We start from the raw sequence: 25,538 nt of genomic DNA, 5'->3' as shown, positions 1-25,538 counted from the left end.
TTATTTCAAGCTGCCGGCCAGAAACTGCTGAAGACGCTCGGACTGCGGATTGACCAGCACTTCACGTGGATTGCCGCGCTCTTCGACCTGCCCTTTGTGCAGGAACACCAGTTGATTGGAAACCTCGCGGGCAAAACCCATTTCGTGGGTCACGACCACCATGGTGCGTCCTTCGAGTGCCAGATCCTGCATGACTTTAAGCACTTCGCCGACCAGCTCGGGGTCGAGTGCCGAAGTCGGCTCATCGAACAGCATCACTTCCGGCTCCATGGCCAGTGCACGGGCAATCGCCACTCGCTGCTGCTCGCCGCCCGACATATGGGCAGGAAAGGCATCCTTACGGTGCGCCACGCCGACTTTGTTCAGGTAGTGCCCGGCTTTTTCCAGGGCTTCTTTTTTATTCATGCCCAGCACATGCACCGGAGCTTCCATGACGTTTTCAAGCGCACTCATGTGCGACCAGAGGTTGAAGTGCTGAAACACCATCGATAGCCGCGAACGCATGCGTTGCAGCTGCTTGGGTTCGGCAGCCTTGAGCCCGCCGAGTTTATTGGTCACCAGCTTGAGCTGTTCGCCATTGAGGACAATATTGCCGGCGTTGGGTTGCTCCAGCAGGTTGATGCAACGCAGGAAGGTGCTTTTACCAGAACCGCTGGAACCGATGATGCTGATGACATCACCGGCCTTAGCCTCCAGGGACACACCCCTGAGTACTTCGTGGGCACCGTAGCTTTTGTGAAGATCCTGAATTTCAAGTTTGTACATGGTTTCAACTCTCTGGAATCAGTCGCTGAGCAAGCGGCCTTGGCGAATAGGGGTACTGCCGGCCACTTTGGCCAACCACAAACCGGGCTGGGCGAAGCGCAGGCGTTCGCGGGCATACAGAATGCCGTCGGTGTTGGCATGCACCACGCTGTGGTGATCGGTCAGCGGATCCATCACTTCGAACAGCGGATCTCCGACCTTGACGTGGGCACCCAACGGTTGCAGATAACTCACCACCCCCGGGTGCGGCGCATAGGCGTACTGCGCCCCGGCGAACGGTGTCGCTTCACAACGGCTCGGTGGCGCGTCAGGCCAGTCACCGCTGATCATCCCTTGCTCGGCGAGATAGCCGAGAATGGCGTCGGCGCTGTCGATGCACTGCTCGCGTTCGGTGTCAGCCATGCCGCGCAACTCGATCGTGGTGGCTACGCAAGCCAGCGGAATATTGGCTTGAGGAAAGTGCCCGGCCAGGTGCAGCCAGGGAATTGCGCAGGCTTCATCGAAGGCATTGCCTCCCGCAGCCTCGGCCAGCAGGGCCACGCCAGCGCCGAGGCGGGCGGCCAATGAGCGCAAGCGTGGCCAGTTTTGCGGCATGGCATACAGCAGCATGATCGACTCGAAGTCGCAGTGCAGGTCCAGCACCACATCGGCATCACAGGCATGTTGCATCAACAGGCGCCGCAAGCCATCGAGTTCTGATGCAGGCGCCGGTATGTTGGCGAGGGCATCGCTCATGGCGCGGCGGATCAGCGCGATGTTGGTGCTGCTGTCGTCGCCCAGTTGACCTTCCAGCATCGGCACCACCGCTTCGGCGAGTTCCGGGAAGTCGCGATTGAAGTTCTTGCCGCTGGAGAACTCGAAGCGCCCCTGATGGGTGCCCTGGAACATCTGTGCGATACCAATCGGATTGGCCATCGGCACCAGCTCAATCACTCCGCTCAGGCGACCTTGCTCTTCCAGTTCTTGCAGACGGCGCTTGAGTTCGACCGCGACACGCATCCCCGGCAGCTCGTCGGCATGCAGGGAGGCCTGGATATATGCCTTGCGCGGTCCGCTGCCAAAACGAAACAGCGACAGGTGTCGTTCAGTGCCCGAGGCACTCCACGGCAAGAGGTATTGAATGTGCTTCATAAAATTCCTTAGTGCTTGCGCGGTGCCAGATACGCCAGCCAGCGGCGCTCGGCCAGCTTGAACAGACGAACCAGGATGAAGGTCAGGGCCAGGTAGATGAGGCCGGCAGTGATGAACGCCTCGAACGGCAGATAGAACCGCGAACTGACCGTTCGCGCGGCTCCGGTGATATCCACCAGCGTGACGATCGAGGCCAGGCTGGTGGTTTGCAGCATCATCAGCACTTCGTTGCTGTACTGCGGCAGCGCCCGGCGCAAGGCCGACGGCAGGAGAATGCGGCGATACAGGGTCAAGCGCGACATGCCCATGGCCCGGGCCGCTTCGATCTCGCCGTGAGGCGTGGCCTTCAAGCTGCCGGCCAGGAGTTCGGCGCTATAGGCGCTGGTATTGATCGCAAAGGCCAGGCAGGCACAAAAGGTGGCGCTGGACAGGTAGGGCCAGAGCGCGCTTGCACGTACCGCTTCGAACTGCGCGAGGCCGTAATAGATCAAGAACAATTGCACCAGCATCGGCGTGCCGCGAATCACGTAGGTGTAGAGCCAGGCGGGGGCGTTGATCAGCGGTGAGCGGGACACTCGCATCAGCGCCAATGGAATCGCCAGCACCAGGCCGAAGGCCAGGGAAGTCAGCAGGACTTTGAGGGTCACCCATGCGCCACTGAAATACAGCGGCAGGTTTTCCCAGATCAGGTTGTAGTCGAGAATCATGGGGTTGCTCCCAATCACAGTTCGGCGGCTTTGATGCCGACCGAGTAGTGTTTTTCCAGATAGCGCAGCACCAGCAAAGACAGGCTGGTCAGCATCAGATAAAGCGCCGCTACCGCGAGGAAAAACGTAAATGGCTCATGGGTGGCGTCCGCGGCGTTCTTGGCTTTGAACATCATGTCCTGCAAGCCGATCACCGAGATCAACGCAGTGGATTTGGTCAGCACCAACCAGTTGTTGGTGAACCCGGGAATGGCGAAACGAATCATCTGTGGCACCAGAATCCGCCAGAACACTTGCGCGCCACCCATGCCATAAGCCGCGCCGGCCTCTGCCTGACCTTTAGGGATTGCCATAAAGGCGCCACGAAAGGTTTCCGAGAGATAGGCGCCGAAAATGAAGCCCATGGTGCAGACGCCGGCGATAAAGGGATTGATGTCGATGTAGCGGGTGTAGCCGAGTGCGAGCGCAACTCGGTTCACCAGATCCTGGCCGCCATAGAAGATCAGCAGAATCAGCACCAGATCGGGAATACCGCGAATCAGGGTTGTATAACCTTCGCCCAGTACCGCCAGCCATTTAAACGGCGACAAACGAAAGGCGGCGCCGATCAGACCCAGGGCAATCGCCATGGTCATGGAGGTCAGGGCCAGGTTAATGGTCAGCCAGGCGCCATCGAGAATGCTCGATCCGTAGCCGTGAAGCATGATGAAGTTCCTCAAACGAGCGCCGCGAGGCGCACGGGACAAGTCCAAAGCGGCGCCTGCGGAGAGCCGGCGCCAGGGTTGCGGGTCTGCGTTTATTCGCCGTAGATATCGAACGCGAAGTACTTGGCCATCACTTGCTGGTACTTGCCATTGGCGCGGATGGCGTCAATCGCTGCACTCAGGCGTGCAACGTTCGCACTGTCGCCTTTACGCACCGCGATCCCGGCGCCTCTGCCGAAATATTTCGGGTCGTTGATGTCCGGCCCTGCCAGCGCGAAACCTTTACCGGCCGGTGTTTTGATAAAGCTCTCATCGGTGTTGACGATGTCGGCGAGCGTGGCGTCCAGGCGACCCGCAGCCAGGTCAAGGAAGGCTTCATTTTGTGATCCGTAGCGCACCACTTCGACGCCGGCTTTCTCAAGTTGCTCGGTGGCGAAACGGTCATAGGTCGAGGAGCGTTGCACGCCGAGTTTCTTGCCTTTGAGGTCGACCAGCGGGTCGTTGATCACGTTGCCGGCCTTCATCGCGAACTTGCCCGGCGTGTGGTAGTACTTTTTGCTGAAGTCGACCGACTTCATGCGGTCTTCAGTGATCGACATCGACGACAGTACCGCATCGATCTTGCGCACCTTCAGCGACGGGATCATGCCGTCGAATTCCTGGATGACCCACTCGCATTTGATCTTCATCTCTTCGCACAGCGCGTTGCCAATGTCGTAGTCGAAACCACTGACACTGCCCTCTGGCGTCTTGAAGGAGAAGGGCGGGTAGGCGGCTTCGATACCGATACGCAGGCTGTCGTCGTCGGCGTGTGCCAGGAAGCTTGCGGCGCACAGTGCCAGAGCACCTAGAAGTTCTGTCTTGTTCAAGTTGTTGACTCCTTGGATGGGGTGTTTGGGTGATACGGGAAACTGCCAACCGATCTGGCGAAGTGGACCGATTCACGAGGCTATGATTGGCATACAAATATTCATAAATCAACAAACTGAAAAAAAACATATCAATATGGGGCGGCAAGAGACCGCACTGATGGACGGTAACCGCAGCCATATCACTGAATTTACTAACAAAATCTGGCGCCAATCGGGCGAAATGTCAGTCAGACAAGCGGTAATGCGATCTGTAGCAGCTGCCGAGCCCGCGAGGCTGCGTTCGGCTGCGAAGCAGTCGTAAAATCAGTCGTTGCGGTACGCGTTACCGGAGCATGTTTATGGGGTACCCGATAGCCTGGGTTACGAACTGTTGGCAAGGCGACCGGACCTGCAGGCCTTGCGATGGCTGGTGCAAGCTTCCTATTCGAACATAGACGCGGCCAAGGCGGACTTCTATCCAAGTTTCGATATCAAAGCCTTCTTCGGCGCCGACGCCCTGCACATGGGCGATTTGTGGGCCCATGGCAGCCGGCAGATCAACCTGATACCGGGGCTGACCCTGCCTGTTTTCGACGGAGGTCGTCTCAATGCCGAACTGGCCAATGCCCGCAACTTGAGCAATGGCCTGGTGTATCAGTACAACCAGGCCGTACTGGATGCCGTGCGCGATGTCGCGGTGGCCGGTAGCAAGCAGCAGGCATTGGAAACGCAGGAGCAGTTGCAACAAACGCGCATCGGCAATATGCGTTTCAATCGCGACAGTGCCACGGCGCATTACCAGCGCGGTCTGCTCGACAGGGTTACAGCGCTTGAGTCGAATCTGCCACTGCTTGGCGAGCACAGCGGCCTTGCCTTGTTGCAGGGGCAGCGGCTGGAAAGCGAAGTTGCCCTGATCAAGGCGCTGGGTGGTGGCTATCACTCCAGCAAAACAATTGCATTGCAGGAAGATTGAGCCTCGCTTGAAGCCCTGGATTGAATCACCCCTTAACCTGGAGATTTCAAGGGCTTTCGTATTGAACCTGAAGCACGCGGCTAATGAGTTTTTTTATCATGTAAAGGGGCGCAATATGAACTGCCTGGCGTTCGAATGACATGTCGCAGTCGGCTGGCGTGTAGTCATCTCGGGCACCATGGGTAAGGACTTTCCCGGGTGCGATGAGCGCACTTGCTGTCGACTGCAGGGGCCGGAGGAGGCGTTTTGAAACCATTCCCGCTCAGACCAGGCGCCTCAACTCTGAACATGTTCCTGCAAGGGGGCTTGCCACGCCGTGACGCTGTGCCGCAAACGTTAACGGAACAAGCGGTCATTCCAGGCATTCCCAATGCTCGCTACTGGCTGGACAACGACCTGACGCTGTTCATTCAGGATGCAATTGAGGGCAACAAACGCGAGAGCGAGGCTCTCGACAGGGCTGGGAAACCGAACAACATCCTGCCGCTGGCAAGTATGCTGGCCGTTTCGGGAGGCGGTGACGCCGGCACATTCGCAGCGGGACTCATTACGGGGTGGACCAAGCATGGGACTCGCCCCATGTTCAAGGTCGTCACGGGCATTAGCGCGGGCGCCCTGGTCGCCCCGTTCGCCTACCTGGGATCCGAGTACGACGAAGTCATTCGGTATATCGCCAACGCCATCGGTCCAAAAGACGTTTTTCGTTCGCGAAACGTGCTAACCCGTCTTGCCAGCGATGGTATAGCGGACAGCAAGCCACTGGCGCGGCTCATTACAAAGTACGTCACTACGGAGATTCTTGCGGCGATTGCGGCGGAGTACGCCAAAGGACGAATCCTGCTGATCGGCACAACCGACCTTGATTCAGGGCGGCCAGTCACCTGGAACATGGGCACTATTGCCTCTAGCAAAGCACCGGGAGCGCTCGACCTTTTCCGCAACATCATGATCGCGTCGATGAGTATTCCCGGCGCAGTCTCACCCGTCATGATTGATGTAGACGTTGACGGCAAACAGTTTCAGGAAATGCACGTGGACGGAGGGGTAATCACTCAGGTGTTCCTTTATCCACCTGGCACCAAGATGGCGCTGAACAGGGCCACTGGAGCACCTTTGCGACTCGAACGTCATTTCTATGTCATTCGTAATGGGACACTGGAGCCACAGTGGTCCGGGACGAAACGCCGTACATTGAGCATCGGCGGTCGAGCCATCAGTGCATTGATTCAAACTCAGGGGATCAGCGACCTGGAGCGAATTTACCGTATGGCGCAGCAGGACGGAGCGGATTTCAATCTTGCGTACATTGGCTCCGACTTCTACTTTCCGCACAATCAGAAATTCGATGGCGAGTACATGAGGCGTTTATTCGATTACGCTTTTCAACTCAGCGCGAAGGGCTATCCGTGGCATAAATCGCCACCGAACGAGAGTACGCGAGAGAGACCTGGTCCTCTGGTACCCCTATGAGCAGTGCACCAAAGGCCTGGGAACGGCGCAAGTCGAGGAGGTGACTGCACAAATGCCCGGAGTCGCCAGCATCCAACCAGGGAACAGGGTTCGCGATGGAGGATGGTATCCGGTTGGTGAAATGACAAGGTCAAGGGTTTGCGAGCGAGCGCTGATGCAAACCCTTGTGTGTTTCTGCTCCATTACTTCTGTCTTGACCGTGGTTGCCTGATGCTTTCAGGACGCCGGGTCTGCCTTGCGGCGATCGTTGCCGGTTGGGTTACCGGTGTCGATCAGTCTTCTTTCCAGCAATACGTTTTCCAGGGCCTGGCGGTCTGACGGATTCAGTTGATGCTCTCGCTCCTTGAGCTCCAACAGGATCGGGCTGGACCACTGGCGGTAGGTTTGTTCGGCACTACGATTGGATGACATGGGTTCCTCCTTGATCAGGCTCCTGCCAATTAAGGCGCGCAGTTCGACACGCAAAAACCCTAGTCGACGAAGTCTGTTCTCGCCAATGCTTTACGTCGGACTTCCATTTTTCCAGACGCCCGCAGCCGCCGTGCGCTTCACGTAGTCGCTGAAGTCCCGCGCTGGCCGACCCAGTGCCCGGGGGGCGGTCAATTCATAGAGCCGGTCAGTGTGTCCGGGTTGGGTGAGCAACAGGTTCGGGAATCCGCGTTTTTGATTTGGCACCTGGGCGAGACGACCATGCGGTTGGCTGTCACTTGCAGGCCAGAGGAAGGGCGCGCACGGGTCAAGGCGTTCAAGCGCCTGTCCCTGCGCGAAGTCATGGAGCCAGCGTGCAGGGACATCTAATCGCAGTAAGTAAAAGCTGTGCGGCTGTTTCAGTTCACTAAACGAAGGGTTGGCCGGCAAAGCCACGCGGCAGTCGTTGCAGGCCGGCCATCGTGGTCAGTCGCTCGGTCCAGGCTGAACGCCAGTTAATGGCGGTGTACGCGGCTTTGGCCTTGCGTGCTGCGCGGCGGACAGCGTTGCGTTCGGTCTTGCGTGCTTCTTTGTATGCGTCAGTGTTTCGGCAACTCCTGCATTTCACGCGATTGAGTTCGCGGGTGGAGACGAGGTTGTTGCCGTTGTGACCGCAGGCCAGGTGCCCGCTGACTTTGAAATGAGTGACCATCGGAACGTCTCCTTCGTGACGTGTGATCGGTTGACCCCACGTGAGCAGTGACGTTCGATTGGTTTTGGGCAACAAAAAACCCAGCATCAGGCCGGGTCGTGGGAGAGGGTGAAAATCAATCGGGCAGCCAGACACCCGGTGACATCAACGTCACCGGTCATGCGGCCAATCAGGCCTGTCCTCGCAGCGAAAACCCGTGACGGATCATCTGAACCGAGGCAGAGGGCGGTCGACAGGTTTGAGTGACGACAGCGTGTGCCGAATCAGCGGTGTGTCCTTCTCGATGTCGTTCAGGCGATCACGAATTCTGAGGGCAGTGGGGTGCCCGCCTTGATGATCGACCCAGTCGGCGATTTCCTTGCAGGCTGCGGCCAAGCGGGCCTGACGCGAGTCCAGCAAGGTGAGAAGGGTGGTGATGGACTCTTTTTCGGACATGGGAGACACCTCCGTTCAAGAAACCTGATCGTGGCAGCAAAAAGCCCGCCTGGAGCGAGCTTTCTGCCGAAAGGGTTACTGATCCTTCAGCCATTTCAGTATAGACCCGTTGAAAAATGGTGACGGGCCGTCAACTTTGTCGGGCTGTCACTTGTGATTTAACGTTCAACTGGCGGCAAACACGCACGGCGTCTTCTTCAACATCGTAGCCATCGCCGATAAAGCCTTGCGTGCGGGTATCGGCGATGCGATACCAGACCGCGGCTTGCGGTGGCAGGTGGTCATGTTCACCCGCACGGCGGCCATGGATGATGATCTTGTTGCAACGCTTCACGACGAAAATGTCTTCCATGGCGTCTCGCAGCGGATTCGTGTTCAGTTCAACTATAGAAGCCATTGGCGATCGTGCAAAAAATAGGCAAGTTAATTCGTCGGTGCAATCGTGCCGACGGATTTACGCCAGCACCGCTACTGCCTTTATTTGCGCCCAGAGTTGCTGGCCACGGTGGACGTTCAGTTGATCGCGTGAGTACCGCGTGATCCGCGCAAGCAGCGGCGTGCCTGCGGCGTCCAGGCGAATCAGCACGTGAGCGGCGTTATCGGCGCTCATTTCACTGACCACCGTGACCGGCAGGCGATTGAGAATGCTGCTTTGCTCAGTACTGTGCAGGCTCAGGCTCACATCCCGTGCCTGGACTTTGCAGCGCAGTGCCTGGCCCGCATCCATGGGGGTATGCGGCACACGAATGTTGAGGGTGGTGTCGGGCAATTGCAGGCTCAGCAGTTGATAGTCGGCATCATAGGCGCTGACGCGACCTTCGATGACCACACCGGCGTCATCGCCCATGGCCAGAGGCAAGTCGAGGCGGGCCAGGGTCTGGCCGATCGGGCCGCTGGCCAGTGCCTTGCCGTTGCTGAGTAAAACGATATGGTCGGCCAACCGCGCGACCTCATCCTGGGAGTGGCTGACGTACAGCACCGGGATGTCGAGTTCGTCGTGCAGTCGTTGCAAGTAGGGCAGGATTTCACTTTTGCGCTGGGCATCCAGCGCGGCCAGTGGCTCGTCCATCAACAACAGTTTCGGGCTGGTGAGCAAAGCGCGGGCAATGCCGACACGCTGCCGCTCGCCACCCGAAAGGTGTTGTGGGTGCCGGTCGAGCAAATGGCGAATGCCCAGCAATTCGGTGGCGTGGGCCATGTCGACCCGACGTTGCGGCTTCGGGATGCGCTTGAGGCCGAACTCCAGGTTGGCCAGTACCGACAGATGGGGGAACAGGCTGGCTTCCTGGAACACGTAGCCCAGCGCACGTTTGTGCGGTGCGACGAAAATCTTGTTTTCGCTGTCTTGCCAGACTTCATCGTTGACCTGGATAAAGCCTTGACCGGCCCGCTCCAGGCCGGCGATGCAGCGCAGACAAGTGGTCTTGCCCGAGCCGGAGTGGCCGTAAAGCGCAGTGACGCCGCGGCCCGGCAGCTGCAGGTCGACGTTCAGGGCGAAGCCCGAATAACCCAGTTTCAGACGCATTCGAATCATCGGTCAGCTCCAGCCCGCTTTGGTTTTACGGCTGGAATACAGCGCCAGCAGGACGGCAAACGAGAACACCAGCATCGCCCCGGCCAGCCAATGGGCCTGGGCGTACTCCATGGCTTCGACGTGATCGTAGATCTGCACTGAGACCACACGGGTCTTCTCGGGAATGTTGCCACCGATCATCAGCACCACGCCGAACTCACCGACGGTGTGGGCGAAGCCGAGTACGGCCGCGGTAATGAAACCGGGGCGGGCCAGGGGCAGCGTCACGCTGAAAAAGCTGTCCCAGGGATTGGCGCGCAGTGTCGCGGCCACTTCGAGCGGGCGCGTGCCAATCGCGGAAAAGGCGTTTTGCAGCGGTTGCACGACAAACGGCATCGAATACAACACCGAGCCGATGACCAGCCCGGCAAAACTGAAAGTGAGGGTGCCAAGGCCGAGTGACTGGCTGAGCTGGCCGATGTACCCGTGAGGGCCGAGCGCCAGCAATAGATAAAAACCAATCACCGTCGGTGGCAGCACCAGGGGCAGGGCGACAATCGCCCCGACCGGGCCGCGCAACCAGGAGCGGGTGCGCGAGAGCCATAACGCAATCGGAGTGCCGACAATCAGCAGGATGACGGTCGTCAGGGACGCCAGTTTCAGGGTCAGCCAGATGGCGGAAAAATCGGCACTCGATAGCGACATTTAGATTTCGTAACCGTAGGACTTGATGACAGCTGCCGCTTTCGGCCCCTTGAGGTAGTCAACCAGTGCCTTGGCGGCCGGGTTGTCCTTGCCCTTGTTGAGAATCACAGCGTCTTGTTTGATCGGGTCGTGCAGGCTGGCCGGAACGATCCAGGCTGAACCGCTGGTGATCTTGCCGTTCTTGTAGATCTGCGACAGGGCGACAAAACCCAGCTCGGCGTTGCCGGTGGAGACGAATTGGTAGGCCTGGGTAATGTTCTGGCCTTCGACAATCTTGTCTTTGACCTTGTCGGCCAGACCTTCCTTGGCCAAGACCTGGGTAGCTGCCAGGCCATAAGGAGCGGCCTTCGGATTGGCGATGGACAGGTGCTGGTATTGGTTCTTTTTCAGTACATCGCCCTTGGCATCGACATAACCTTCTTTGGCCGACCACAGCGCCAGGGTGCCGACTGCGTAGGTAAAGCGTGAACCCTTGACGGTGTCGCCTTCGGTTTCAAGTTTTTTCGGAGTGCTGTCGTCTGCCGAGAGGAACACTTCGAACGGCGCGCCGTTTTTGATCTGGGTGTAGAACTGGCCGGTGGCGCCAAAAGAGGTGACCAGTTTATGCCCGGTGTCTTTTTCGAAATCAGCGGCAATGGCCTGGATGGGCGCGGTGAAGTTGGCAGCGACAGCCACCTGGACTTCGTCCGCCTGGGCTGGGCCGAAAGTGAATATGGCGAGCAGGCTTGCCAGGCAGGCAGGGGCAAAACGTGAGGCACGAATGGTCATGAAACGGCTCCGTTAAAGGCAATTGCAGCAGGGGGTGAATCGTTATGTACATAAATATATAGCGAGTTGCCTTTCAACGGAATCTATTGCCGAAAAATTGTATACAATTTTTACGAAGGTGATGCTCAGCGGCGACCCAGCAGCCTTGCTAATCCTTCTTCAGCCAGTTTTTTAGTCAGTGCCTCGGTGGTCAATTCGACCCCGAGGGTAAAGGCCTGACTGGCCCAGAGATTGCTGAAGTCTGCTTCACCTTTGGCCCGCAACGGCATCAGCGCGCCACCGGCAAGGGGGAAGGCCGGGGCTTTGGCGCTCATGGGCCCCAGTTCACGCATCACCCGATTAAGGATGCCCCGGGCCGGGCGACCGGTGAACACGTTGGTGACGGCCGTCTCGCTTTCCTTGGCGGTACGCAACGCTTTGTGATGGGACGGGCTGACCCTGGCCTCTGGCGTGAACAGGTACGCCGTTCCCACCTGTACCGCCGAAGCGCCCAGCATGAAGGCGGCGGCGACGCCACGTGCGTCAGCGATGCCGCCGGCGGCAATCACGGGCACTTTCACCGCATCGACGACTTGCGGCACCAGGGCGAAAGTGCCCACCTGGGTGCTCAAGTCTTCGCTGAGAAACATCCCGCGATGGCCTCCGGCTTCGTAGCCCATGGCGATGATTGCATCGCAACCATGCTGCTCCAGCCACACGGCTTCTTCGACGGTGGTGGCCGAGGACAGCACCTTCGCACCGGTGGCTTTGACCCGGTCGAGCAGGGATTTTTCCGGCAGGCCGAAGTGAAAGCTCACCACTTCAGGGCGAAACGCTTCGACCACTTCACAGGCCGCGTTATCAAACGGTGCCCGATTGGACACCGGTGTTGGCGCATCGAAATCGGCGCCAAGTTCCTGGTAGTAGGGTTGCAGCAGGTTTTTCCAGTCCTGCGCGCGTTGCTCATCAGGGGCTGGAGTTTGATGACAGAAAAAATTGATGTTGATCGGGCGTTGGGTGTGTTGGCGGATCGTTTTCAGCTCTTCGCGCAGTTGATCCGTGCTGAGCATCGCCGCTGGCATCGAGCCCAGGCCACCCGCATTGCAGGCTGCAATCACCATGGCCGAGTTTGTGGCACCGGCCATCGGCCCCTGAATGATCGGCAGCTCGATCCCGAGCAGGTCAAGAATGCGGGTATCTGGCCATTGGTTCATGTGCTGTGTTCTCCGACGTTGAATCCGGGCAGGGACGCTAGAACAGGATTTGTAACGCAACGACTGGCGCAAGGCCAGTCGTCATTTCAGTCCGCCAGGCTTTCTTCAGCGCCCCATGCGTTGGCTGATTGGCTTAAAGTCGAGTACGACAATCGGTTGCCATGTGTTATTTCAAATGCACCACCACCAGACTGATTCCATTGAGAGGCCGTAATGTTCAAAGGTATTTTGATCGACAAAGACGACAGCGGTTACCGGGCCACACTGCAAGAGATCCAGGACGATCAGTTACCCGAGGGCGATGTCACGGTGCGTGTTGCCTACAGCACGCTGAATTTCAAGGATGGCCTGGCAATCACCGGCAGCAGTCCGGTGGTGCGCAAATTCCCGATGGTGCCGGGCATTGACCTGGCCGGTGTCGTCGAAGTCAGCGGGCATCCGGACTACAAGGTCGGTGATCAGGTCCTGCTCAATGGCTGGGGCGTGGGTGAAGGGCATTGGGGCGGATTGGCGCAGAAGGCTCGCCTGAACGGCGACTGGCTGATTCCATTACCCAAGGCATTCACCGCCGCCCAGGCGATGGCCATCGGTACGGCGGGTTATACGGCCATGCTGTGCATCCTGGCTTTGGAGCATAACGGTGTGACGCCTGAGCAGGGCGAAATCCTGGTCACCGGCGCCAACGGTGGCGTCGGCAGTTTTGCCATCGCGTTGCTAAGCAAGCTCGGCTACCGGGTGGTCGCGTCCACCGGACGTACGTCGGAGCACGACTACCTGAAGCAACTGGGCGCTGGCGAAATCATCGACCGTGCCACATTGTCCGAGCCAGGCAAGCCATTGGCCAAGGAGCGTTGGGCGGCAGTCATCGATTCGGTCGGCAGCCACACCCTGGCCAATGCTTGCGCCAGCACCAAGGCCAATGGCACCGTCGCGGCATGCGGTTTGGCGCAAGGCATGGACTTTCCCGCGTCCGTTGCACCGTTCATCTTGCGCGGTGTGACCCTGGCCGGCATCAACAGCGTGACCCAGCCCAAAGCCAAACGCGTGGAGGCCTGGAGTCGACTGGCCAAGGATCTGGACTTCAACCTGTTGCCGCTGATCAGTCACGAAATCGGCTTGAGCGAAGCCATCGACGCCGCGCCGCGCTTGCTTGCCGGGCAGTTGCGCGGGCGGGTGGTGGTGGATGTGAATCGCTGATTACTGCGACTCGCGCTCCAGCAACTGGCGTTTGCGCTCGACACCCCAGCGATAGCCCGACAGATTGCCGTCGCTGCGCACCACGCGATGGCACGGGATCGCGACTGCCAGGCTGTTCGCGCCGCAGGCTTGAGCCACGGCGCGAACGGCTTTCGGCGAACCGATGCGTAGCGCGACATCGGCGTAGCTCGCCGTGCTGCCGACAGGAATCTCCCGCAACGCTTGCCAGACCCGTTCCTGAAATGCGGTGCCACGCACGTCCAATGGCAGGTCCAGGCCAATCGCCGGGGCTTCAATAAAGCCGACGACCCTGGCTATCAACGCTTCGAACTCCTGATCGGCGCCAATCAAATTGGCGCGCCGGAACTTGTCTTGCAGATCACAGACCAGTTGGTGCGGATCATCGCCCAGCAGGATCGCGCAAACTCCGCGCTCACTCTGCGCCACCAGGATCGCCCCCAGAGAACACTGACCGACGGCAAAGCGAATGTCGTTATTTTGACCGGCCGCCCGGTAGTCCCCGGGTTTCATCCCGAGCAGTTGGTCTGCCGCTTCATAAAAGCGGCTATTGGAGTTGAAGCCGGCGTCGTACAAGGCATCGGTCACCGAGCCGCCGTCTGCCAGCCGTTCGCGAACCTTGCGTGAGCGGTGAGCGTCGGCGTAACCCTTGGGCGTCAGGCCGGTGACGGCTTTGAACACGCGATGGAAGTGGAAGCTGCTCAACCCTGCCACCTCGGCCAATTCGCCGAGGGCCGGCAGCGATTCCGCGGTTTCGATCTGGCGGCAAGCGGCGGCCACCGTCGCGGCATGTTGCGCGGCGAGTTCGCTCTGATCTTTTGTCGCGCGCTTGCTGGGACGATACCCCGCGGCCTGGGCCTGTTCGGCGCTATCGAAGAATTCGACATTGTGTGGTTTGGGCAAGCGCGCAAGACTGCTGGGGTTGCAGTAAATGCCTGTCGTCTTCACGGCATAGACAAACTGCCCGTCAGCCTTGGGATCACGCGCGACAACGGCGGCCCAGCGCGGATCGTTTTCAATGGTGATCTTGGTCGATTGGGTTGTCATGGCGTCATGTCCTTTGAGTGGTTGACTACACCTTAACCACGGGGCAATACCCTCGCACTCCGGCGCTTGCGGTCAAATTCGAAGCCTTTATCCGGCGGTACGGAACGTGAAATTGATGCGTTGGTCACCGAGTCTCGGGTGATGGCCCTCCTTGATCGGCAACACGCCGTGATAACGCAGGCGATCCACACCACCCCAGACCACGATATCGCCATGCAGCAGGGGAACGCGTTGACTTTTGTCGCTGCGTTTAAAGCCGCCGAACAGGAACATAGCCGGCAAACCCAGCGATACCGAAACGATAGGGGCGGCGTAGGAATGTTCGTCTTTATCTTGATGCAATGACATTTTTGCCCCGGGGATGTAGCGGTTGATCAGGCAGGAGTCCGGCACAAAATCGGTGAAACCCGCTGCCAGTGCCGCCGCTTGTGCCAGTTGACGAAAAACCTCGGGCATCGTTGGCCAGGGCTGACCGGTTTGTGGATCATCGAGGGTGTATCGATAACCGCTGCGGTCCGTGGTCCAGCCGACTGTGCCACAACTGCTCAGGGCTACCGACATGGTGAAGCCGCCGGGCGTGATCATCTGCCGAAACGGCGCGGCCGCCAGCACCGCCTCCAGGGCGGGCAGCAAGCGCTCCAGCCAGGGTAGGGCGAAGCCTCGCAGCACGTATGACTGTTCGCCGATCTGCTCGCGCCTGGTCTGTTGCTCGGGCTCCGCATCGGCAAACAGATCGAAAGTCAGCGGATTCATGGGCTCATAACGCATCGTGAAAGATGATTCCAAGGGTATGCCGTTTGCCGCTGTGCAGGCGACTCACGCCGTGACGCAGGGTCACGCGGTAGTAACCGCGAGTCCCTTTGACCGGACGCTGGCTGACCGCAAAGATCAACCCGTCACCTTTCTTCAGGCCGATGACCATCGGGCGTGACTGCATTCGCGGGCGCTGTTCTGTCAGGACAAATTCGCCGCCCGTGAAGTCTTTATCCGGGTCTGACAGCAGAATCGCGACTTGCAGTGGGAAAACGTGCTCACCGTACAGATCCTGATGCAAGCAGTTGTAGTCCTGCGGACCATACTGCAGCAATAACGGTGTCGGACGGTTCTGACCAGCGGCATGGCAACGTTCGAGGAAGGCTTGATGAGACTCAGGAAAACGGCTGGGCAACCCCATCTGTTCATGCCAACGATTGGCGATGGGCACCAGCCGTGGGTAGAGCGCGTTGCGCAAGCGGGCCACCAGTTCCGGCAATGGGTAGCTGAAATACTTGTACTCGCCTCGGCCGAACCCGTGGCGAGCCATCACTACGTGGGAGCGAAAAGACTCGGCGCGGGGGTACAAGGCGCTGACTTGCTCACAAGCCTTGTGGCTCAACAGCGACGGGATGACGGCGCAGCCATCCTGATCAAGTTGCTGTTCCAGCCAGGGCCAGTCCAGCCTGTCCAGATATTGCTCGCTCATTGCCGATCCTCTGGTTATTGAGGTGGCCAGTCTGGAAGGCAACGATAAAACAGGCACTCCGGCGCTTGCGCTCGAATTGCGAGTGGGAGCCGACGTCCATTGTCGCTCCGGATCGCGTTACAGCGCTTTGCTGACGCTGATTTCGCTGATGACGTCGTCCTGTCCATGAATGGCATCCAGAGCCGCTTTGGCTTCTTCTGCGGTACCGTTTTCAAGCTGGGCAAACTCGAAGCGGCGCTCGCCATTGAGTTTGTATTTGATGACATACTTGGTCGTTTGGGCCACGGTCGTATCTGCCTGTCTTGTGTTTCGGGTGTGCTGATCAGCTCAGTTTCGTGCTGGAACGGCGAATGATTTTGATCGAGTGCGTCAGGGTGGGCTTGCGCGTCACGCTGATAGCGCGGCGGTTGACGGTATCGATCGTGATGTTCCAGAAACCGGTGCTAGGGGCGGTGATGCGGGCCGGAAACGTGTCGAATGCACCGCCGTGATAGGTGTGACGGCCGCCATTTTTAAAGCTGCGGAAGTTGGCGTCGTTCATCAAACGGATGTTGCACATTTGGGAGCATTGAATGACGACAATGTCGTCTTCATTGAGGTGCTCGCGCTGATGGATAAATTTCATGAGGCGCCTCCAGAAGGGCTTTTTCTACAAAATCAAAACGATAGCATGGGCGATTGGCGCAGTTTATCAGCCCGAACGCCTTATTATCCGGCCGCTTTGACAATTAAGAACGCTAATTTCACGTTTGATGAGCGATAAAGCAGTTTGTCTCGGAGAAAAAACGCATCTGCGCTGTCCGAGCCTCTTTATCGGAGGATTTGTATGAAGTGGGGTTTGTGGTTGTTGCCGATGGCATTGACGATGAGTGGTTGTGCGAACGTCTCGGAAATCAACGAGTCCCTGCCGACGATGAACGTGATTTCTGGCAAGAAGCCCCATGAGTACGCGCAATGTCTGAGCGAAAAGCTCGCCGAAAGCCGTGGCGCCTTGCAGATCGAGCCGCACAAGGATGGATTGCGTGTGATCGTGCCACTCAAGTATTCCTCGGGGCCGTCTGCCGTATTCGACATCGAAGAACGCTCGGGCGGCAGCAGCATCAAGCTGCACGAGAGCATGTCCAATGTCCCGGTGCGTCCAATGGACGTACAGAATGCTGCCAACGAGTGCATTTCCGGCTGATAGACTATCGACAATCAGCACCGATGCCGCCAAAGCCTTGCTTTGGCGGCATCGTTATTTCTGGAGTCGAATATGAAGCGAGAGCAGGTCCGGGAGCGCCATGCAGAGGGGCTCATCTCTGCCACACACGTGATTCAGAATCCGGCGGAGCGGGGGGAATGGATCGTGTTTTTCAAAAAAAGCGCCGGGCGCAGCTTTTTTCTGGTGGATGACAATGATGAAGTCGAGTCCTTCAGTCGCCTTGATGATCTGATCGATACCGTGCGCGGGCTTGGAATCAAATTCGCCGAAATCCATATGTAGGGCGCGGCGCCTTACTTGCAGATCACCACGACGCTGCGGCTCTTGTAGTTGCCAATGTCGGCGCCGAGGGTCTTTTCGCTCTCATTGAGCGAGGGCGTGCCATCGGTTCCGACAATTCTGTAGCCGGTGCCTGCGCAGGACGCATCGGCCTTTTCGTAGCATGCAGCCCAGGAATTGGCTTCACCGGAGCAGTTAATGGATAGAGCTTGCTCTCCGTTACCCAGGTAGGTTTCTTCCGACGTTGCGCAGCCACTCAGGGCCAGTATTGCGATCAGAGGCAAAAGTTTTTTCATGGCGTGGTCGTCGACAGGGGGGGTGGGCTCATGCTGAGACAGCGTTGCTGGTAAAAGGTTATAGCCAAAGGCCACGTATTTGCATTTATTCATAAAAAACCCTGCGCAATGGCAGGGCTTTTAGAAGCGGACGTCGATCAGCTCTTGTCCTTGCCGCGTCGCTTGGGTTCCGGGTGCTCAAGTTCCAGCACCGAAGCCACTTCGATTGCCAGGGCTTCGGAAGGGAAAGGCCCGGCGATATTTTCACCGGCGACACTGGCCACCCACCATTGACCGTCTTTTTCCTGATTGATCAGGAATCCATTGACGCTTTTTACTGCCGACATCTATTTGCCTCGTTGGTCTGGTTCAATCGCGCCATGATACCGCCAAATGCACTCAACGGGTGCCGATGGGCGTATGGTGGGTCGTTCCGGGCCATTGAACACCGTGCAACCGCGCAAGTCTCTGCTATGCATAAGAGGTTGCGCAGTGACCTGCGCACTCGCGCAGGGAACTATCGCCAAGAATATTTCTCTATGTTGGCATCGGTTAGCCAGCGCGGGGCATTGTAAGGTGCACGCCGCCTGATTAGACTGCGCCGAAACTCGTACACACAGCCCTTTCAAGGACTTATATGATCAAGAAATGCTTGTTCCCAGCAGCCGGTTACGGTACTCGCTTCCTGCCAGCGACTAAAGCCATGCCCAAAGAAATGCTGCCGGTGGTGAACAAGCCACTGATCCAGTACGGCGTCGAAGAAGCACTGGATGCCGGCTTGACCGAAATCTCCATCGTCACCGGTCGCGGCAAGCGCGCCCTGGAAGACCATTTCGACATCAGCTACGAGCTGGAAAACCAGATCAAGGGCACCGACAAGGAAAAATACCTGGTCGGCATCCGCAAGCTGCTCGACGAGTGCTCGTTCTCCTACACCCGTCAGACCGAAATGAAAGGCCTGGGCCACGCGATCCTCACCGGCCGCCCACTGATCGGTGACGAGCCGTTCGCCGTGGTACTGGCGGACGACCTGTGCGTCAACCTCGAAGGCGACGGCGTACTGACCCAGATGGTCAAACTGTACAAGCAGTTCCGCTGCTCGATCGTGGCCATCCAGGAAGTCGATCCGGCAGAGACCAACAAGTACGGCGTAATCGCTGGCGAGATGATCCGCGACGATATCTACCGCGTACACAGCATGGTTGAAAAACCAAAGCCGGAAGACGCACCGTCGAACCTGGCCATCATCGGCCGCTACATCCTGACCCCGGACATCTTCGACCTGATCGAACAAACCGAGCCAGGCAAGGGCGGTGAAATCCAGATCACCGACGCCCTGATGAAGCAGGCCCAGAACGGCTGCGTCATGGCGTACAAGTTCAAGGGCAAGCGTTTTGACTGCGGTGGCGCCGAAGGCTACATCGAAGCGACCAACTTCTGCTTCGAGAACTTCTACAAGACGGGCAAGGCTTATTGATAGCGCTTGAGCTGCTTGTATTGAATTCACCTTCTCAGGTTGTGTAACAACAAACAGATGAAGGCCCAGGCAAACGCCCCGACTTGTTCGGGGCGTTTGCTTTTGTGCTGGCTCAACTGCGCAGGGGAGCGAGAAGGTAGGTATCGCCTGACATCCATCGGTAGGCGTTGCGAAAGAAAATCCTGATTTGTTAATTGTGGGGGCAAACGATGATTGTTGCGGCTAAAAACCTCTGTATTAAATGGGATATACCAGAGCCGGCTTGCTCGGCGTAACTAATGTCACGTCAAGGACGTGCTTAAAGTCGCAGGGGGTTTATGAGGAAATGGAGTTTCGTGAATGGCGTTAACAGGATGCGTGACCCTAAAACGGTGGTTGGCTCTAAGCGTACTGATGCTACCGGTACTGCTGGTAACAATTGACAATACGGTACTTGGATTCGCGTTGCCAAAAATTGCCGAGGCCCTGCGTCCGAGCGCTAGCCAGCAGTTGTGGATGATCGATGCTTATTCGCTGGTATTGGCGGGGTTGCTGGTGTCGATGGGTAGTTTGGGAGATCGAGTCGGCCATCGTAAGTTGTTGCTGGCCGGATCCCTGGGTTTTGCCATTGTGTCGGTGCTAACCGCGTATTCCGATACCGCCACGCAACTGATTGCCGGGCGAGCTTGTATGGGCGTTTTCGGTGCAATGCTGATGCCCTCGACGCTGGCGTTGATACGTTCGGTGTTCGAGGACCGAGAAGAACGCAGACTGGCAGTCGCGATCTGGGCAACGACGTTGACGGTCGGTTCGGCAATCGGTCCTTTGGTGGGCGGGGTGTTGCTGGAATTCTTCAGTTGGGGATCGATTTTCCTGTTGGCGGTGCCCGTGTTGGTGCCACTGCTGGTATTGGGGCCACTGTTATTGCCCGAATCCGGGCGAGATGCTTCAGGACCGTTGGATCCGATAAGCATCCTGCAATCGATGGTAGCTCTTGGTGCCATTGTTTATGGCATTAAACACAGCGCCAGTAATAGTATCGACTGGATGGCGCTGGCAGCATTTGCAGTAGGCGCAGTTGCGGGCTGGATGTTTGTGTGTCGACAGTTACGTCTGCCAGTGCCGCTGATGGACCTGAGTCTGTTCCGCAGTGGCACCTTTAGCGGCTCTGTCGCGATCAATTTGATGAGTCTCGCGTTTCTCGTCGGCTTCGTATTCTTTACCACTCAGTTCTTGCAGATCGTTCTTCAGATGTCGCCCTTGAGTGCTAGCCTCGCATTGATTCCTGGTCAGATCATGGCGATTGTAGTGGGGATGGCGGTCGTGCCAGTCGCACAGAGATTACAGGTGCATGTGCTGATACCGATTTTGATGGCGTTTGCTGGAGCGGCGTTTTTGCTGGTCGCCAGCATGGGCAGTAGCCTGACCGTTCTAGTGGTGGCTTTTGCCTTGCTGAACATTGGCGTGGGCGCGATCGCGACGGTGTCCAATGATGTGATTTTGTCAGCCGCACCACCGGCAAAGGCGGGCGCTGCGTCGGCCATTAGTGAAACGGCCTATGAAGTGGGCGTAGTTTTGGGGACGACAGTGCTCGGCGGTGTCGTCACCGCCTACTATCGCGGTGCATTGCAGCTTCCGGGGTTCTTGAACGAAGTGCAGGTGATGCTGGCGAGTGAAACGCTGTCTGGCGCCTATCATGTGGCGGCAGACTTGTCGGGTGATCAAGCCAGGGAATTGATGGCGCAGGCGGGAAGGGCATTCGAAGGTGGAATCGGTTTGGTTTCGTGGGTGACGTTCGGCTTGGCACTCATGGCGATTTTGATTGCTTGGCGCACTCTGCGGACACCGAAAACGCAATCCGCAGCGGGATATTGATCGAAAACGAAGATTGGGCCGCGCATCGCACGGCCCGAGCATTTCAGCACAATGCTTGCTCAGCGGCCGTCCGCAGGTATGCTGGTGGCCTGCCGAGGAGATAGACAATGGCCTACGATTTTGACCTTTATGTGATTGGCGCCGGTTCTGGCGGTGTGCGGGCTGCTCGATTTGCCGCCGGATTCGGCGCGAAAGTGGCCGTGGCCGAGAGCCGCTACCTGGGTGGGACTTGTGTGAACGTCGGCTGTGTGCCGAAAAAATTGCTGGTCTACGGTGCGCACTTCGCCGATGACTTCGAGCAGGCTTCCGGCTTTGGCTGGAGCCTGGATGAGGCGCAGTTCGACTGGGCGACATTGATCGCCAATAAGGACCGCGAGATCAATCGCCTCAATGGCATTTATCGCAACTTGCTGGTCAACAGTGGCGTGACCTTGCATGAGGGGCACGCGAAGATCGTCGATCCGCATCAGGTCGAGATCAATGGCGAGCGTTTTACTGCCAAAAATATCCTGATCGCTACCGGTGGCTGGCCGCAGATTCCGGATATTCCTGGGCATGAACACGCCATCAGTTCCAACCAGGCGTTCTTCCTCAAAGAGTTGCCCAAGCGTGTGCTGGTTGTCGGCGGCGGCTACATCGCGGTCGAGTTCGCCGGGATCTTCCACGGTCTGGGCGCCGAGACCACGCTGCTGTACCGCGGCGAACTGTTCCTGCGCGGCTTTGACGTTTCGGTGCGCAAACATTTGCAGGAAGAGTTGACCAGGCGCGGTATGGATCTGCAGTTCAACGCAGACATCGAGCGTATCGACAAGCAGGCCGATGGCAGCCTGAAAGTCACGCTCAAGGATGGTCGCCAGTTGGAAGCCGATTGCGTGTTCTACGCCACCGGCCGCCGCCCGATGCTGGATAACCTCGGGCTGGAAAACACCGGGGTCAAGCTCGACAAGAAAGGCTTCGTTGAGGTGGATGAGCGGTACCAGACCGCCGAGCCGTCGATCCTGGCTCTTGGTGATGTGATCGGTCGCGTGCAACTGACACCGGTGGCCCTGGCTGAAGGCATGGCAGTGGCGCGACGCCTGTTCAAGCCAGAGCAGTATCGTCCGGTGGATTACAAGATGATCCCGACGGCGGTGTTCAGCCTGCCCAACATTGGTACCGTCGGTTTGACCGAAGATGAGGCGCGCAATGCCGGGCACGAGGTGGTGATCTACGAAAGCCGCTTCCGGCCGATGAAGTTGACGCTGACGGAATGCCAGGAGCGTACGCTGATGAAGCTGGTGGTGGATGCCCAGACCGACAAGGTGCTGGGTTGTCACATGGTCGGCCCGGATGCCGGTGAAATCGTCCAGGGCCTGGCGATTGCCTTGAAGGCCGGCGCCACCAAGCGCCACTTCGACGAAACCATCGGCGTACACCCGACGGCCGCCGAAGAGTTCGTCACCATGCGTACGCCGGTCGCCGGTTAATCGTCCTTCGCTGCGTCTGCCGCTGCCGCAATGGTCGCGGCCAGGCGTACGCGTTCTTCCAGATCCGTCCGGGTCTTGGCTAAATCAATTTCCAGTGACTTGTTGATCTGCGACTGCTCATCGACGTTCTGTTTGAGTGCCTGACTTTCCAGCAGGGCGACGCGCAGGCGCTCCTGGAGGAGGGTGCGTTCGCTGTCAACGCGAGTGGCCTGTTCCAGCAGCTGATCCTGACGGGTGTTGCTTTGCTTGAGTTGCTCTTGCAGCAGGCTCAGTTCTCGCAGCGTGCCGCGGTTTTCAGTCAGCAAGCGTTCATTGTCACGGTGCAATTGGGTGATTTCATCCTGACGTACCAGCGCGCTTTGTTGTGCCTGACGCAATTCCATCTGTAGTTGTTGCACCTGGCCTTCATGGCGACTCAATTCCTGTTCGCGCTGTTCCTTGACCGCATTGCGGTAGTGCTCCAGTGCGTCGCGAGTGTGCAGGTGTTTTTCTTCCAGGGAGCGAATCTGCTCGTCCTTGTCTTTCAAGCGCAATTCGAAATCGGCCAGCGCCTGGTTCAGCCCGGCGTTACGGGTTTGTTCCGTTTGCAGCATGGCGCGGGTTTCTTGCAGGGTCTCGGACTCCTGGGTCAGCGCCAGGCTTTGAAATTCGTATTGCTGGTGCAGTTCGCTGTTGGCCTCCTGCGCTTCGGCGAGTTGGCTGTCCAGCGCTTTGCGTTGTTCTTCGTATTGCGCACGCGCCTGGTCGATGGGTTCTTGTGCCTGTTCCTTGAGTCTCTGCGCGAGCCGCGCCACCAGCGCCATCAGCTCGTCGTCAATCGGTTCCGTCGGTGCTTCGACAGGATCGACCCGGTCATCGAGCTCTTTGAGATAGCGATGAATCGTGGTTTTCGAGCCGGTATTACCCATCTCGATCCGTACGGCATCGATGCTGGGGTTTTCGCCACGGGCGAGGATCGCCAACCGGGCGGCTTGCACCACCGCTTTATTTACACCGCCGCGTGCCATGAGTTCTCCCGTGTTTCTGTGATGTGGTACGTACCACGTAAATACACATTGTACCATTCAACCAATAAAGTTAAATACTGAATGTAGTTAACACGGGATATACTGGTATTACCCCGTGTGATACGCCAAGTACCGGTTTTTGACCCGTCAAAGCGGTATGAATTCAAGAGTTGACCCCATGAATGAGCTGGATCGTTACCTGCAGGCCGCGACTCGCGACAACACCCGTCGCAGCTATCGGGCAGCCATCGAACACTTCGAAGTCACGTGGGGCGGTTTTCTGCCGGCCACCGGCGACAGCGTGGCGCGCTATCTGGTGGCCCATGCCGGCGTGTTGTCGATCAATACGCTGAAACTGCGTTTGTCGGCATTGGCGCAGTGGCACAACAGCCAGGGCTTTGCCGATCCCACCAAGGCGCCGGTGGTGCGCAAGGTGTTCAAGGGCATACGCGCGTTGCACCCGGCCCAGGAAAAACAAGCCGAACCCTTGCAGCTTAAGCATCTGGAACAGGTGGTCAGTTGTCTGGAGCTGGAAGTGCAAACCGCCAGGGCCGAAGGTGACCGACCGGGATTGCTGCGGGCCAGGCGCGACATGGCGTTGATCCTGCTGGGCTTTTGGCGCGGCTTTCGCAGTGACGAATTGTGTCGGCTACAGGTTGAGCATGTGCAGGCAAGTGCCGGTTTCGGCATCAGCCTCTATCTGCCGCGCAGCAAGAGTGATCGCGATAACCTCGGCAAGACGTATCAGACGCCGGCCTTGCAACGCTTGTGTCCGGTGCAGGCTTATATTGACTGGATCAGCGAAGCCGCTCTGGTGCGTGGGCCGGTTTTTCGCGGCATTGATCGCTGGGGGCATCTGGGTGAGGAGGGCTTGCATGCCAATAGCGTGATTCCATTATTGCGCCAAGCGTTGGCGCGTGCGGGGATCGCCGGCGAGCTTTACACCAGTCACTCCTTGCGTCGCGGTTTTGCGACCTGGGCGCATCAGAGTGGCTGGGATTTGAAGTCCCTGATGAGTTATGTGGGCTGGAAGGACATGAAGTCAGCCATGCGTTACATCGAAGCCAGCCCGTTCCTCGGCATGACTCACATCGCCCTGGATCCACGCGATCCGTAGCAGCTGGCTTCGCCAGCTGCTACAAAAAATACTGGATACCGTTTTCTTCTATTAATACAGTCCGCTAATAGCGAAAGCCAATCAGCAGCATGAGGTTTGCCAATGAGCCAACCGTCCGTCGAGTGAGTAAAGTTCTCTCCATCAACTTCTTAACCCCTGACGGAGAGTCAACGATGCCTATCATCAACAGCCAAGTTAAACCGTTCAAAGCTGATGCATTCAAAAATGGCGACTTCGTAAAAGTCTCGGACGCTGACCTGAAAGGCAAGTGGTCTGTGGTGTTCTTCTACCCGGCCGACTTCACCTTCGTCTGCCCGACCGAGCTGGAAGACCTGGCTGACAACTACGACGCCTTCCAGAAACTGGGCGTCGAGATCTACAGCGTTTCCACCGACACCCACTTTGCCCACGCTGCCTGGCACAACACTTCGCCAGCCATCGGCAAAATCCAGTACACCATGATCGGCGACCCGACCCACGCCATCTCCCGCAACTTCGATGTGCTGATCGAAGAAGCCGGTCTGGCTGACCGTGGCACCTTCGTAATCAACCCGGAAGGCCAGATCAAGATCGTTGAACTGAACGATGGCGGTGTGGGCCGTGACGCTTCCGAGCTGCTGCGCAAAATCAAGGCTGCCCAGTACGTCGCTGCTCACCCTGGCCAGGTTTGCCCTGCCAAGTGGAAAGAAGGCGAGGCCACTCTGGCGCCGTCCCTGGATCTGGTCGGCAAGATCTAAGCCTGTGATCGCTTCATCAGGGCGGAGCTCCGCACCTGTTCGGTAAGCTGCACCGCCCAATAA

31 protein-coding genes and 2 pseudogenes are annotated in these 25,538 nt (G+C 58.0%); 11 read left to right on the top strand and 22 right to left on the bottom strand.

Annotated features, from left to right (window positions below):
* The 5 genes from ABIA48_RS01850 to ABIA48_RS01830 form a co-directional block, all read right to left on the bottom strand.
* Nucleotides 1-765 carry an ABC transporter ATP-binding protein gene (locus tag ABIA48_RS01850; protein ID WP_429486817.1) on the bottom strand — a complete coding sequence of 255 codons (765 nt, stop codon included), beginning with the start codon at nt 763-765 and terminating at the stop codon, nt 1-3.
* Between the two features lie 18 nt (nt 766-783).
* Complete coding sequence (locus tag ABIA48_RS01845; RefSeq protein ID WP_429486815.1) at nt 784-1,896, bottom strand: succinylglutamate desuccinylase/aspartoacylase family protein; 1,113 nt, start codon at nt 1,894-1,896, stop codon at nt 784-786.
* Nucleotides 1,897-1,904: 8 nt separating this feature from the next.
* Nucleotides 1,905-2,603, bottom strand: a complete 699-nt coding sequence (locus ABIA48_RS01840) for an ABC transporter permease (protein ID WP_277536668.1) — start codon at nt 2,601-2,603, stop codon at nt 1,905-1,907.
* Between the two features lie 14 nt (nt 2,604-2,617).
* Complete coding sequence (locus tag ABIA48_RS01835; protein ID WP_429486813.1) at nt 2,618-3,307, bottom strand: ABC transporter permease; 690 nt, start codon at nt 3,305-3,307, stop codon at nt 2,618-2,620.
* A gap of 92 nt (nt 3,308-3,399) precedes the next feature.
* Nucleotides 3,400-4,176, bottom strand: coding sequence for an ABC transporter substrate-binding protein (locus tag ABIA48_RS01830; RefSeq protein ID WP_429486811.1), 777 nt, complete (start codon nt 4,174-4,176; stop codon nt 3,400-3,402).
* Nucleotides 4,177-4,489: 313 nt separating this feature from the next.
* Between ABIA48_RS01830 and ABIA48_RS01825 the strand changes: the two genes are divergently transcribed.
* Together ABIA48_RS01825 and ABIA48_RS01820 are read left to right on the top strand one after the other, a co-directional pair.
* Nucleotides 4,490-5,131: a TolC family protein gene (locus ABIA48_RS01825; RefSeq protein ID WP_429486809.1), complete on the top strand. Its 642-nt coding sequence runs from the start codon at nt 4,490-4,492 to the stop codon at nt 5,129-5,131.
* Nucleotides 5,132-5,377: 246 nt separating this feature from the next.
* Nucleotides 5,378-6,601, top strand: a complete 1,224-nt coding sequence (locus ABIA48_RS01820) for a patatin-like phospholipase family protein (protein ID WP_429486807.1) — start codon at nt 5,378-5,380, stop codon at nt 6,599-6,601.
* A gap of 216 nt (nt 6,602-6,817) precedes the next feature.
* On the opposite strand, the gene ABIA48_RS01815 is transcribed toward ABIA48_RS01820, so the two are convergent.
* Together ABIA48_RS01815 and ABIA48_RS01810 are read right to left on the bottom strand one after the other, a co-directional pair.
* Nucleotides 6,818-7,012, bottom strand: a complete 195-nt coding sequence (locus ABIA48_RS01815; RefSeq protein ID WP_310058909.1) for a hypothetical protein — start codon at nt 7,010-7,012, stop codon at nt 6,818-6,820.
* 90 nt (nt 7,013-7,102) lie between these two features.
* Nucleotides 7,103-7,192: pseudogene (locus tag ABIA48_RS01810) on the bottom strand (NmrA family transcriptional regulator); the annotation flags it as partial.
* A gap of 45 nt (nt 7,193-7,237) precedes the next feature.
* Between ABIA48_RS01810 and ABIA48_RS01805 the strand changes: the two are divergent.
* Nucleotides 7,238-7,399 (top strand): annotated as a pseudogene (locus ABIA48_RS01805) (TetR/AcrR family transcriptional regulator); the annotation flags it as partial.
* A 37-nt stretch (nt 7,400-7,436) separates the two neighbouring features.
* Here the strand turns inward: ABIA48_RS01805 and ABIA48_RS01800 are convergent.
* The 7 genes from ABIA48_RS01800 to ABIA48_RS01770 form a co-directional block, all read right to left on the bottom strand.
* Entirely contained in the window at nt 7,437-7,721 is a 285-nt protein-coding gene (locus ABIA48_RS01800) for a hypothetical protein (protein ID WP_429486805.1), read from the bottom strand.
* Between the two features lie 204 nt (nt 7,722-7,925).
* On the bottom strand, nt 7,926-8,156 hold the full coding sequence (locus tag ABIA48_RS01795; RefSeq protein ID WP_057714650.1) for a hypothetical protein: 231 nt from the start codon (nt 8,154-8,156) through the stop codon (nt 7,926-7,928).
* Nucleotides 8,157-8,286: 130 nt separating this feature from the next.
* Nucleotides 8,287-8,508: a hypothetical protein gene (locus ABIA48_RS01790; protein ID WP_204928807.1), complete on the bottom strand. Its 222-nt coding sequence runs from the start codon at nt 8,506-8,508 to the stop codon at nt 8,287-8,289.
* Between the two features lie 102 nt (nt 8,509-8,610).
* Nucleotides 8,611-9,690, bottom strand: a complete 1,080-nt coding sequence (gene modC, locus ABIA48_RS01785) for a molybdenum ABC transporter ATP-binding protein (protein ID WP_429486803.1) — start codon at nt 9,688-9,690, stop codon at nt 8,611-8,613.
* 3 nt (nt 9,691-9,693) lie between these two features.
* Complete coding sequence (gene modB, locus ABIA48_RS01780; protein WP_429486801.1) at nt 9,694-10,374, bottom strand: molybdate ABC transporter permease subunit; 681 nt, start codon at nt 10,372-10,374, stop codon at nt 9,694-9,696.
* Complete coding sequence (gene modA / locus ABIA48_RS01775; RefSeq protein WP_429486799.1) at nt 10,375-11,142, bottom strand: molybdate ABC transporter substrate-binding protein; 768 nt, start codon at nt 11,140-11,142, stop codon at nt 10,375-10,377. It lies immediately after the preceding gene.
* Between the two features lie 125 nt (nt 11,143-11,267).
* Complete coding sequence (locus tag ABIA48_RS01770; protein WP_429486797.1) at nt 11,268-12,335, bottom strand: NAD(P)H-dependent flavin oxidoreductase; 1,068 nt, start codon at nt 12,333-12,335, stop codon at nt 11,268-11,270.
* Between the two features lie 213 nt (nt 12,336-12,548).
* Here ABIA48_RS01770 and ABIA48_RS01765 point away from each other — a divergent pair, with 213 nt between their 5' ends.
* Complete coding sequence (locus ABIA48_RS01765; RefSeq protein WP_429486795.1) at nt 12,549-13,532, top strand: MDR family oxidoreductase; 984 nt, start codon at nt 12,549-12,551, stop codon at nt 13,530-13,532.
* On the opposite strand, the gene ada is transcribed toward ABIA48_RS01765, so the two are convergent.
* The 5 genes from ada to ABIA48_RS01740 all read right to left on the bottom strand — a co-directional run bounded on the left by ada (nt 13,533) and on the right by ABIA48_RS01740 (nt 16,684).
* The gene (gene ada / locus ABIA48_RS01760) at nt 13,533-14,597 is read right to left on the bottom strand and encodes a bifunctional DNA-binding transcriptional regulator/O6-methylguanine-DNA methyltransferase Ada (RefSeq protein ID WP_429486793.1); all 1,065 of its coding nucleotides are present in this window, start codon (nt 14,595-14,597) and stop codon (nt 13,533-13,535) included.
* 87 nt (nt 14,598-14,684) lie between these two features.
* Nucleotides 14,685-15,365 (bottom strand): DNA oxidative demethylase AlkB, encoded by a 681-nt coding sequence (alkB, locus tag ABIA48_RS01755; protein ID WP_429486792.1) that lies wholly within the window; start codon nt 15,363-15,365, stop codon nt 14,685-14,687.
* The gene (locus ABIA48_RS01750; protein ID WP_429486790.1) at nt 15,355-16,059 is read right to left on the bottom strand and encodes a 2OG-Fe(II) oxygenase; all 705 of its coding nucleotides are present in this window, start codon (nt 16,057-16,059) and stop codon (nt 15,355-15,357) included. Before ABIA48_RS01750 ends, alkB begins: the two co-directional genes overlap by 11 nt.
* A 117-nt stretch (nt 16,060-16,176) precedes the next feature.
* Nucleotides 16,177-16,344, bottom strand: coding sequence for a hypothetical protein (locus tag ABIA48_RS01745; RefSeq protein WP_007985513.1), 168 nt, complete (start codon nt 16,342-16,344; stop codon nt 16,177-16,179).
* Between the two features lie 37 nt (nt 16,345-16,381).
* Nucleotides 16,382-16,684, bottom strand: coding sequence for a DUF1883 domain-containing protein (locus tag ABIA48_RS01740; RefSeq protein ID WP_007912251.1), 303 nt, complete (start codon nt 16,682-16,684; stop codon nt 16,382-16,384).
* A gap of 201 nt (nt 16,685-16,885) precedes the next feature.
* Between ABIA48_RS01740 and ABIA48_RS01735 the strand changes: the two genes are divergently transcribed.
* Entirely contained in the window at nt 16,886-17,242 is a 357-nt protein-coding gene (locus tag ABIA48_RS01735) for a hypothetical protein (protein WP_277528951.1), read from the top strand.
* 72 nt (nt 17,243-17,314) lie between these two features.
* Nucleotides 17,315-17,545, top strand: a complete 231-nt coding sequence (locus ABIA48_RS01730) for a hypothetical protein (RefSeq protein ID WP_429486787.1) — start codon at nt 17,315-17,317, stop codon at nt 17,543-17,545.
* Between the two features lie 11 nt (nt 17,546-17,556).
* Here ABIA48_RS01730 and ABIA48_RS01725 read toward each other — a convergent pair whose 3' ends face one another.
* A complete protein-coding gene (locus ABIA48_RS01725; RefSeq protein WP_429492769.1) occupies nt 17,557-17,838 on the bottom strand; it encodes a hypothetical protein in 282 nt (93 codons plus the stop codon).
* Between the two features lie 137 nt (nt 17,839-17,975).
* Entirely contained in the window at nt 17,976-18,164 is a 189-nt protein-coding gene (locus ABIA48_RS01720; protein WP_007985505.1) for a hypothetical protein, read from the bottom strand.
* Between the two features lie 290 nt (nt 18,165-18,454).
* Here ABIA48_RS01720 and galU point away from each other — a divergent pair, with 290 nt between their 5' ends.
* The 3 genes from galU to gorA all read left to right on the top strand — a co-directional run bounded on the left by galU (nt 18,455) and on the right by gorA (nt 22,614).
* Nucleotides 18,455-19,294 (top strand): UTP--glucose-1-phosphate uridylyltransferase GalU, encoded by an 840-nt coding sequence (gene galU, locus ABIA48_RS01715; RefSeq protein ID WP_007985503.1) that lies wholly within the window; start codon nt 18,455-18,457, stop codon nt 19,292-19,294.
* Nucleotides 19,295-19,633: 339 nt separating this feature from the next.
* A complete protein-coding gene (locus tag ABIA48_RS01710) occupies nt 19,634-21,148 on the top strand; it encodes an MFS transporter (RefSeq protein WP_429486785.1) in 1,515 nt (504 codons plus the stop codon).
* Between the two features lie 107 nt (nt 21,149-21,255).
* Nucleotides 21,256-22,614, top strand: coding sequence for a glutathione-disulfide reductase (gene gorA, locus ABIA48_RS01705; protein WP_429486783.1), 1,359 nt, complete (start codon nt 21,256-21,258; stop codon nt 22,612-22,614).
* Here the strand turns inward: gorA and ABIA48_RS01700 are convergent.
* Complete coding sequence (locus ABIA48_RS01700) at nt 22,611-23,621, bottom strand: DNA-binding protein (protein ID WP_429486781.1); 1,011 nt, start codon at nt 23,619-23,621, stop codon at nt 22,611-22,613. The genes gorA and ABIA48_RS01700 overlap by 4 nt on opposite strands.
* Before the next feature lie 178 nt (nt 23,622-23,799).
* On the opposite strand from ABIA48_RS01700, the gene ABIA48_RS01695 reads away from it, so the two are divergent.
* The gene (locus tag ABIA48_RS01695) at nt 23,800-24,738 is read left to right on the top strand and encodes a site-specific integrase (RefSeq protein ID WP_429486779.1); all 939 of its coding nucleotides are present in this window, start codon (nt 23,800-23,802) and stop codon (nt 24,736-24,738) included.
* Nucleotides 24,739-24,911: 173 nt separating this feature from the next.
* Nucleotides 24,912-25,475: an alkyl hydroperoxide reductase subunit C gene (ahpC, locus tag ABIA48_RS01690; RefSeq protein ID WP_007975937.1), complete on the top strand. Its 564-nt coding sequence runs from the start codon at nt 24,912-24,914 to the stop codon at nt 25,473-25,475.
* The last annotated feature ends 63 nt before the right edge of the window (nt 25,476-25,538 follow it).

Source organism: Pseudomonas sp. S30_BP2TU TE3576 (genome assembly GCF_050436025.1).
Classification (GTDB): Bacteria; Pseudomonadota; Gammaproteobacteria; order Pseudomonadales; family Pseudomonadaceae; genus Aquipseudomonas.
Note: the sequence above shows the minus strand (reverse complement) of the source record. Positions and strands in the feature narration are given on the sequence as shown.

Bases quoted from the DNA above. Each gene is read 5' to 3' on its own strand.
- modA (WP_429486799.1), bottom strand. From the start codon at position 11,142: ATGACCATTCGTGCCTCACGTTTTGCCCCTGCCTGCCTGGCAAGCCTG.
- ABIA48_RS01735 (WP_277528951.1), top strand. From the start codon at position 16,886: ATGAAGTGGGGTTTGTGGTTGTTGCCGATGGCATTGACGATGAGTGGT.
- ABIA48_RS01730 (WP_429486787.1), top strand. From the start codon at position 17,315: ATGAAGCGAGAGCAGGTCCGGGAGCGCCATGCAGAGGGGCTCATCTCT.
- modC (WP_429486803.1), bottom strand. From the start codon at position 9,690: ATGATTCGAATGCGTCTGAAACTGGGTTATTCGGGCTTCGCCCTGAAC.
- galU (WP_007985503.1), top strand. From the start codon at position 18,455: ATGATCAAGAAATGCTTGTTCCCAGCAGCCGGTTACGGTACTCGCTTC.
- ABIA48_RS01835 (WP_429486813.1), bottom strand. From the start codon at position 3,307: ATGCTTCACGGCTACGGATCGAGCATTCTCGATGGCGCCTGGCTGACC.
- ABIA48_RS01720 (WP_007985505.1), bottom strand. From the start codon at position 18,164: ATGTCGGCAGTAAAAAGCGTCAATGGATTCCTGATCAATCAGGAAAAA.
- modB (WP_429486801.1), bottom strand. From the start codon at position 10,374: ATGTCGCTATCGAGTGCCGATTTTTCCGCCATCTGGCTGACCCTGAAA.
- alkB (WP_429486792.1), bottom strand. From the start codon at position 15,365: ATGCGTTATGAGCCCATGAATCCGCTGACTTTCGATCTGTTTGCCGAT.
- ABIA48_RS01695 (WP_429486779.1), top strand. From the start codon at position 23,800: ATGAATGAGCTGGATCGTTACCTGCAGGCCGCGACTCGCGACAACACC.
- gorA (WP_429486783.1), top strand. From the start codon at position 21,256: ATGGCCTACGATTTTGACCTTTATGTGATTGGCGCCGGTTCTGGCGGT.
- ABIA48_RS01770 (WP_429486797.1), bottom strand. From the start codon at position 12,335: ATGAACCAATGGCCAGATACCCGCATTCTTGACCTGCTCGGGATCGAG.
- ABIA48_RS01840 (WP_277536668.1), bottom strand. From the start codon at position 2,603: ATGATTCTCGACTACAACCTGATCTGGGAAAACCTGCCGCTGTATTTC.
- ada (WP_429486793.1), bottom strand. From the start codon at position 14,597: ATGACAACCCAATCGACCAAGATCACCATTGAAAACGATCCGCGCTGG.
- ABIA48_RS01800 (WP_429486805.1), bottom strand. From the start codon at position 7,721: ATGGTCACTCATTTCAAAGTCAGCGGGCACCTGGCCTGCGGTCACAAC.
- ABIA48_RS01845 (WP_429486815.1), bottom strand. From the start codon at position 1,896: ATGAAGCACATTCAATACCTCTTGCCGTGGAGTGCCTCGGGCACTGAA.
- ABIA48_RS01725 (WP_429492769.1), bottom strand. From the start codon at position 17,838: ATGAAAAAACTTTTGCCTCTGATCGCAATACTGGCCCTGAGTGGCTGC.
- ABIA48_RS01765 (WP_429486795.1), top strand. From the start codon at position 12,549: ATGTTCAAAGGTATTTTGATCGACAAAGACGACAGCGGTTACCGGGCC.
- ABIA48_RS01815 (WP_310058909.1), bottom strand. From the start codon at position 7,012: ATGTCATCCAATCGTAGTGCCGAACAAACCTACCGCCAGTGGTCCAGC.
- ABIA48_RS01710 (WP_429486785.1), top strand. From the start codon at position 19,634: ATGGCGTTAACAGGATGCGTGACCCTAAAACGGTGGTTGGCTCTAAGC.
- ABIA48_RS01740 (WP_007912251.1), bottom strand. From the start codon at position 16,684: ATGAAATTTATCCATCAGCGCGAGCACCTCAATGAAGACGACATTGTC.
- ABIA48_RS01790 (WP_204928807.1), bottom strand. From the start codon at position 8,508: ATGGAAGACATTTTCGTCGTGAAGCGTTGCAACAAGATCATCATCCAT.
- ABIA48_RS01850 (WP_429486817.1), bottom strand. From the start codon at position 765: ATGTACAAACTTGAAATTCAGGATCTTCACAAAAGCTACGGTGCCCAC.
- ABIA48_RS01795 (WP_057714650.1), bottom strand. From the start codon at position 8,156: ATGTCCGAAAAAGAGTCCATCACCACCCTTCTCACCTTGCTGGACTCG.
- ABIA48_RS01700 (WP_429486781.1), bottom strand. From the start codon at position 23,621: ATGGCACGCGGCGGTGTAAATAAAGCGGTGGTGCAAGCCGCCCGGTTG.
- ABIA48_RS01750 (WP_429486790.1), bottom strand. From the start codon at position 16,059: ATGAGCGAGCAATATCTGGACAGGCTGGACTGGCCCTGGCTGGAACAG.
- ahpC (WP_007975937.1), top strand. From the start codon at position 24,912: ATGCCTATCATCAACAGCCAAGTTAAACCGTTCAAAGCTGATGCATTC.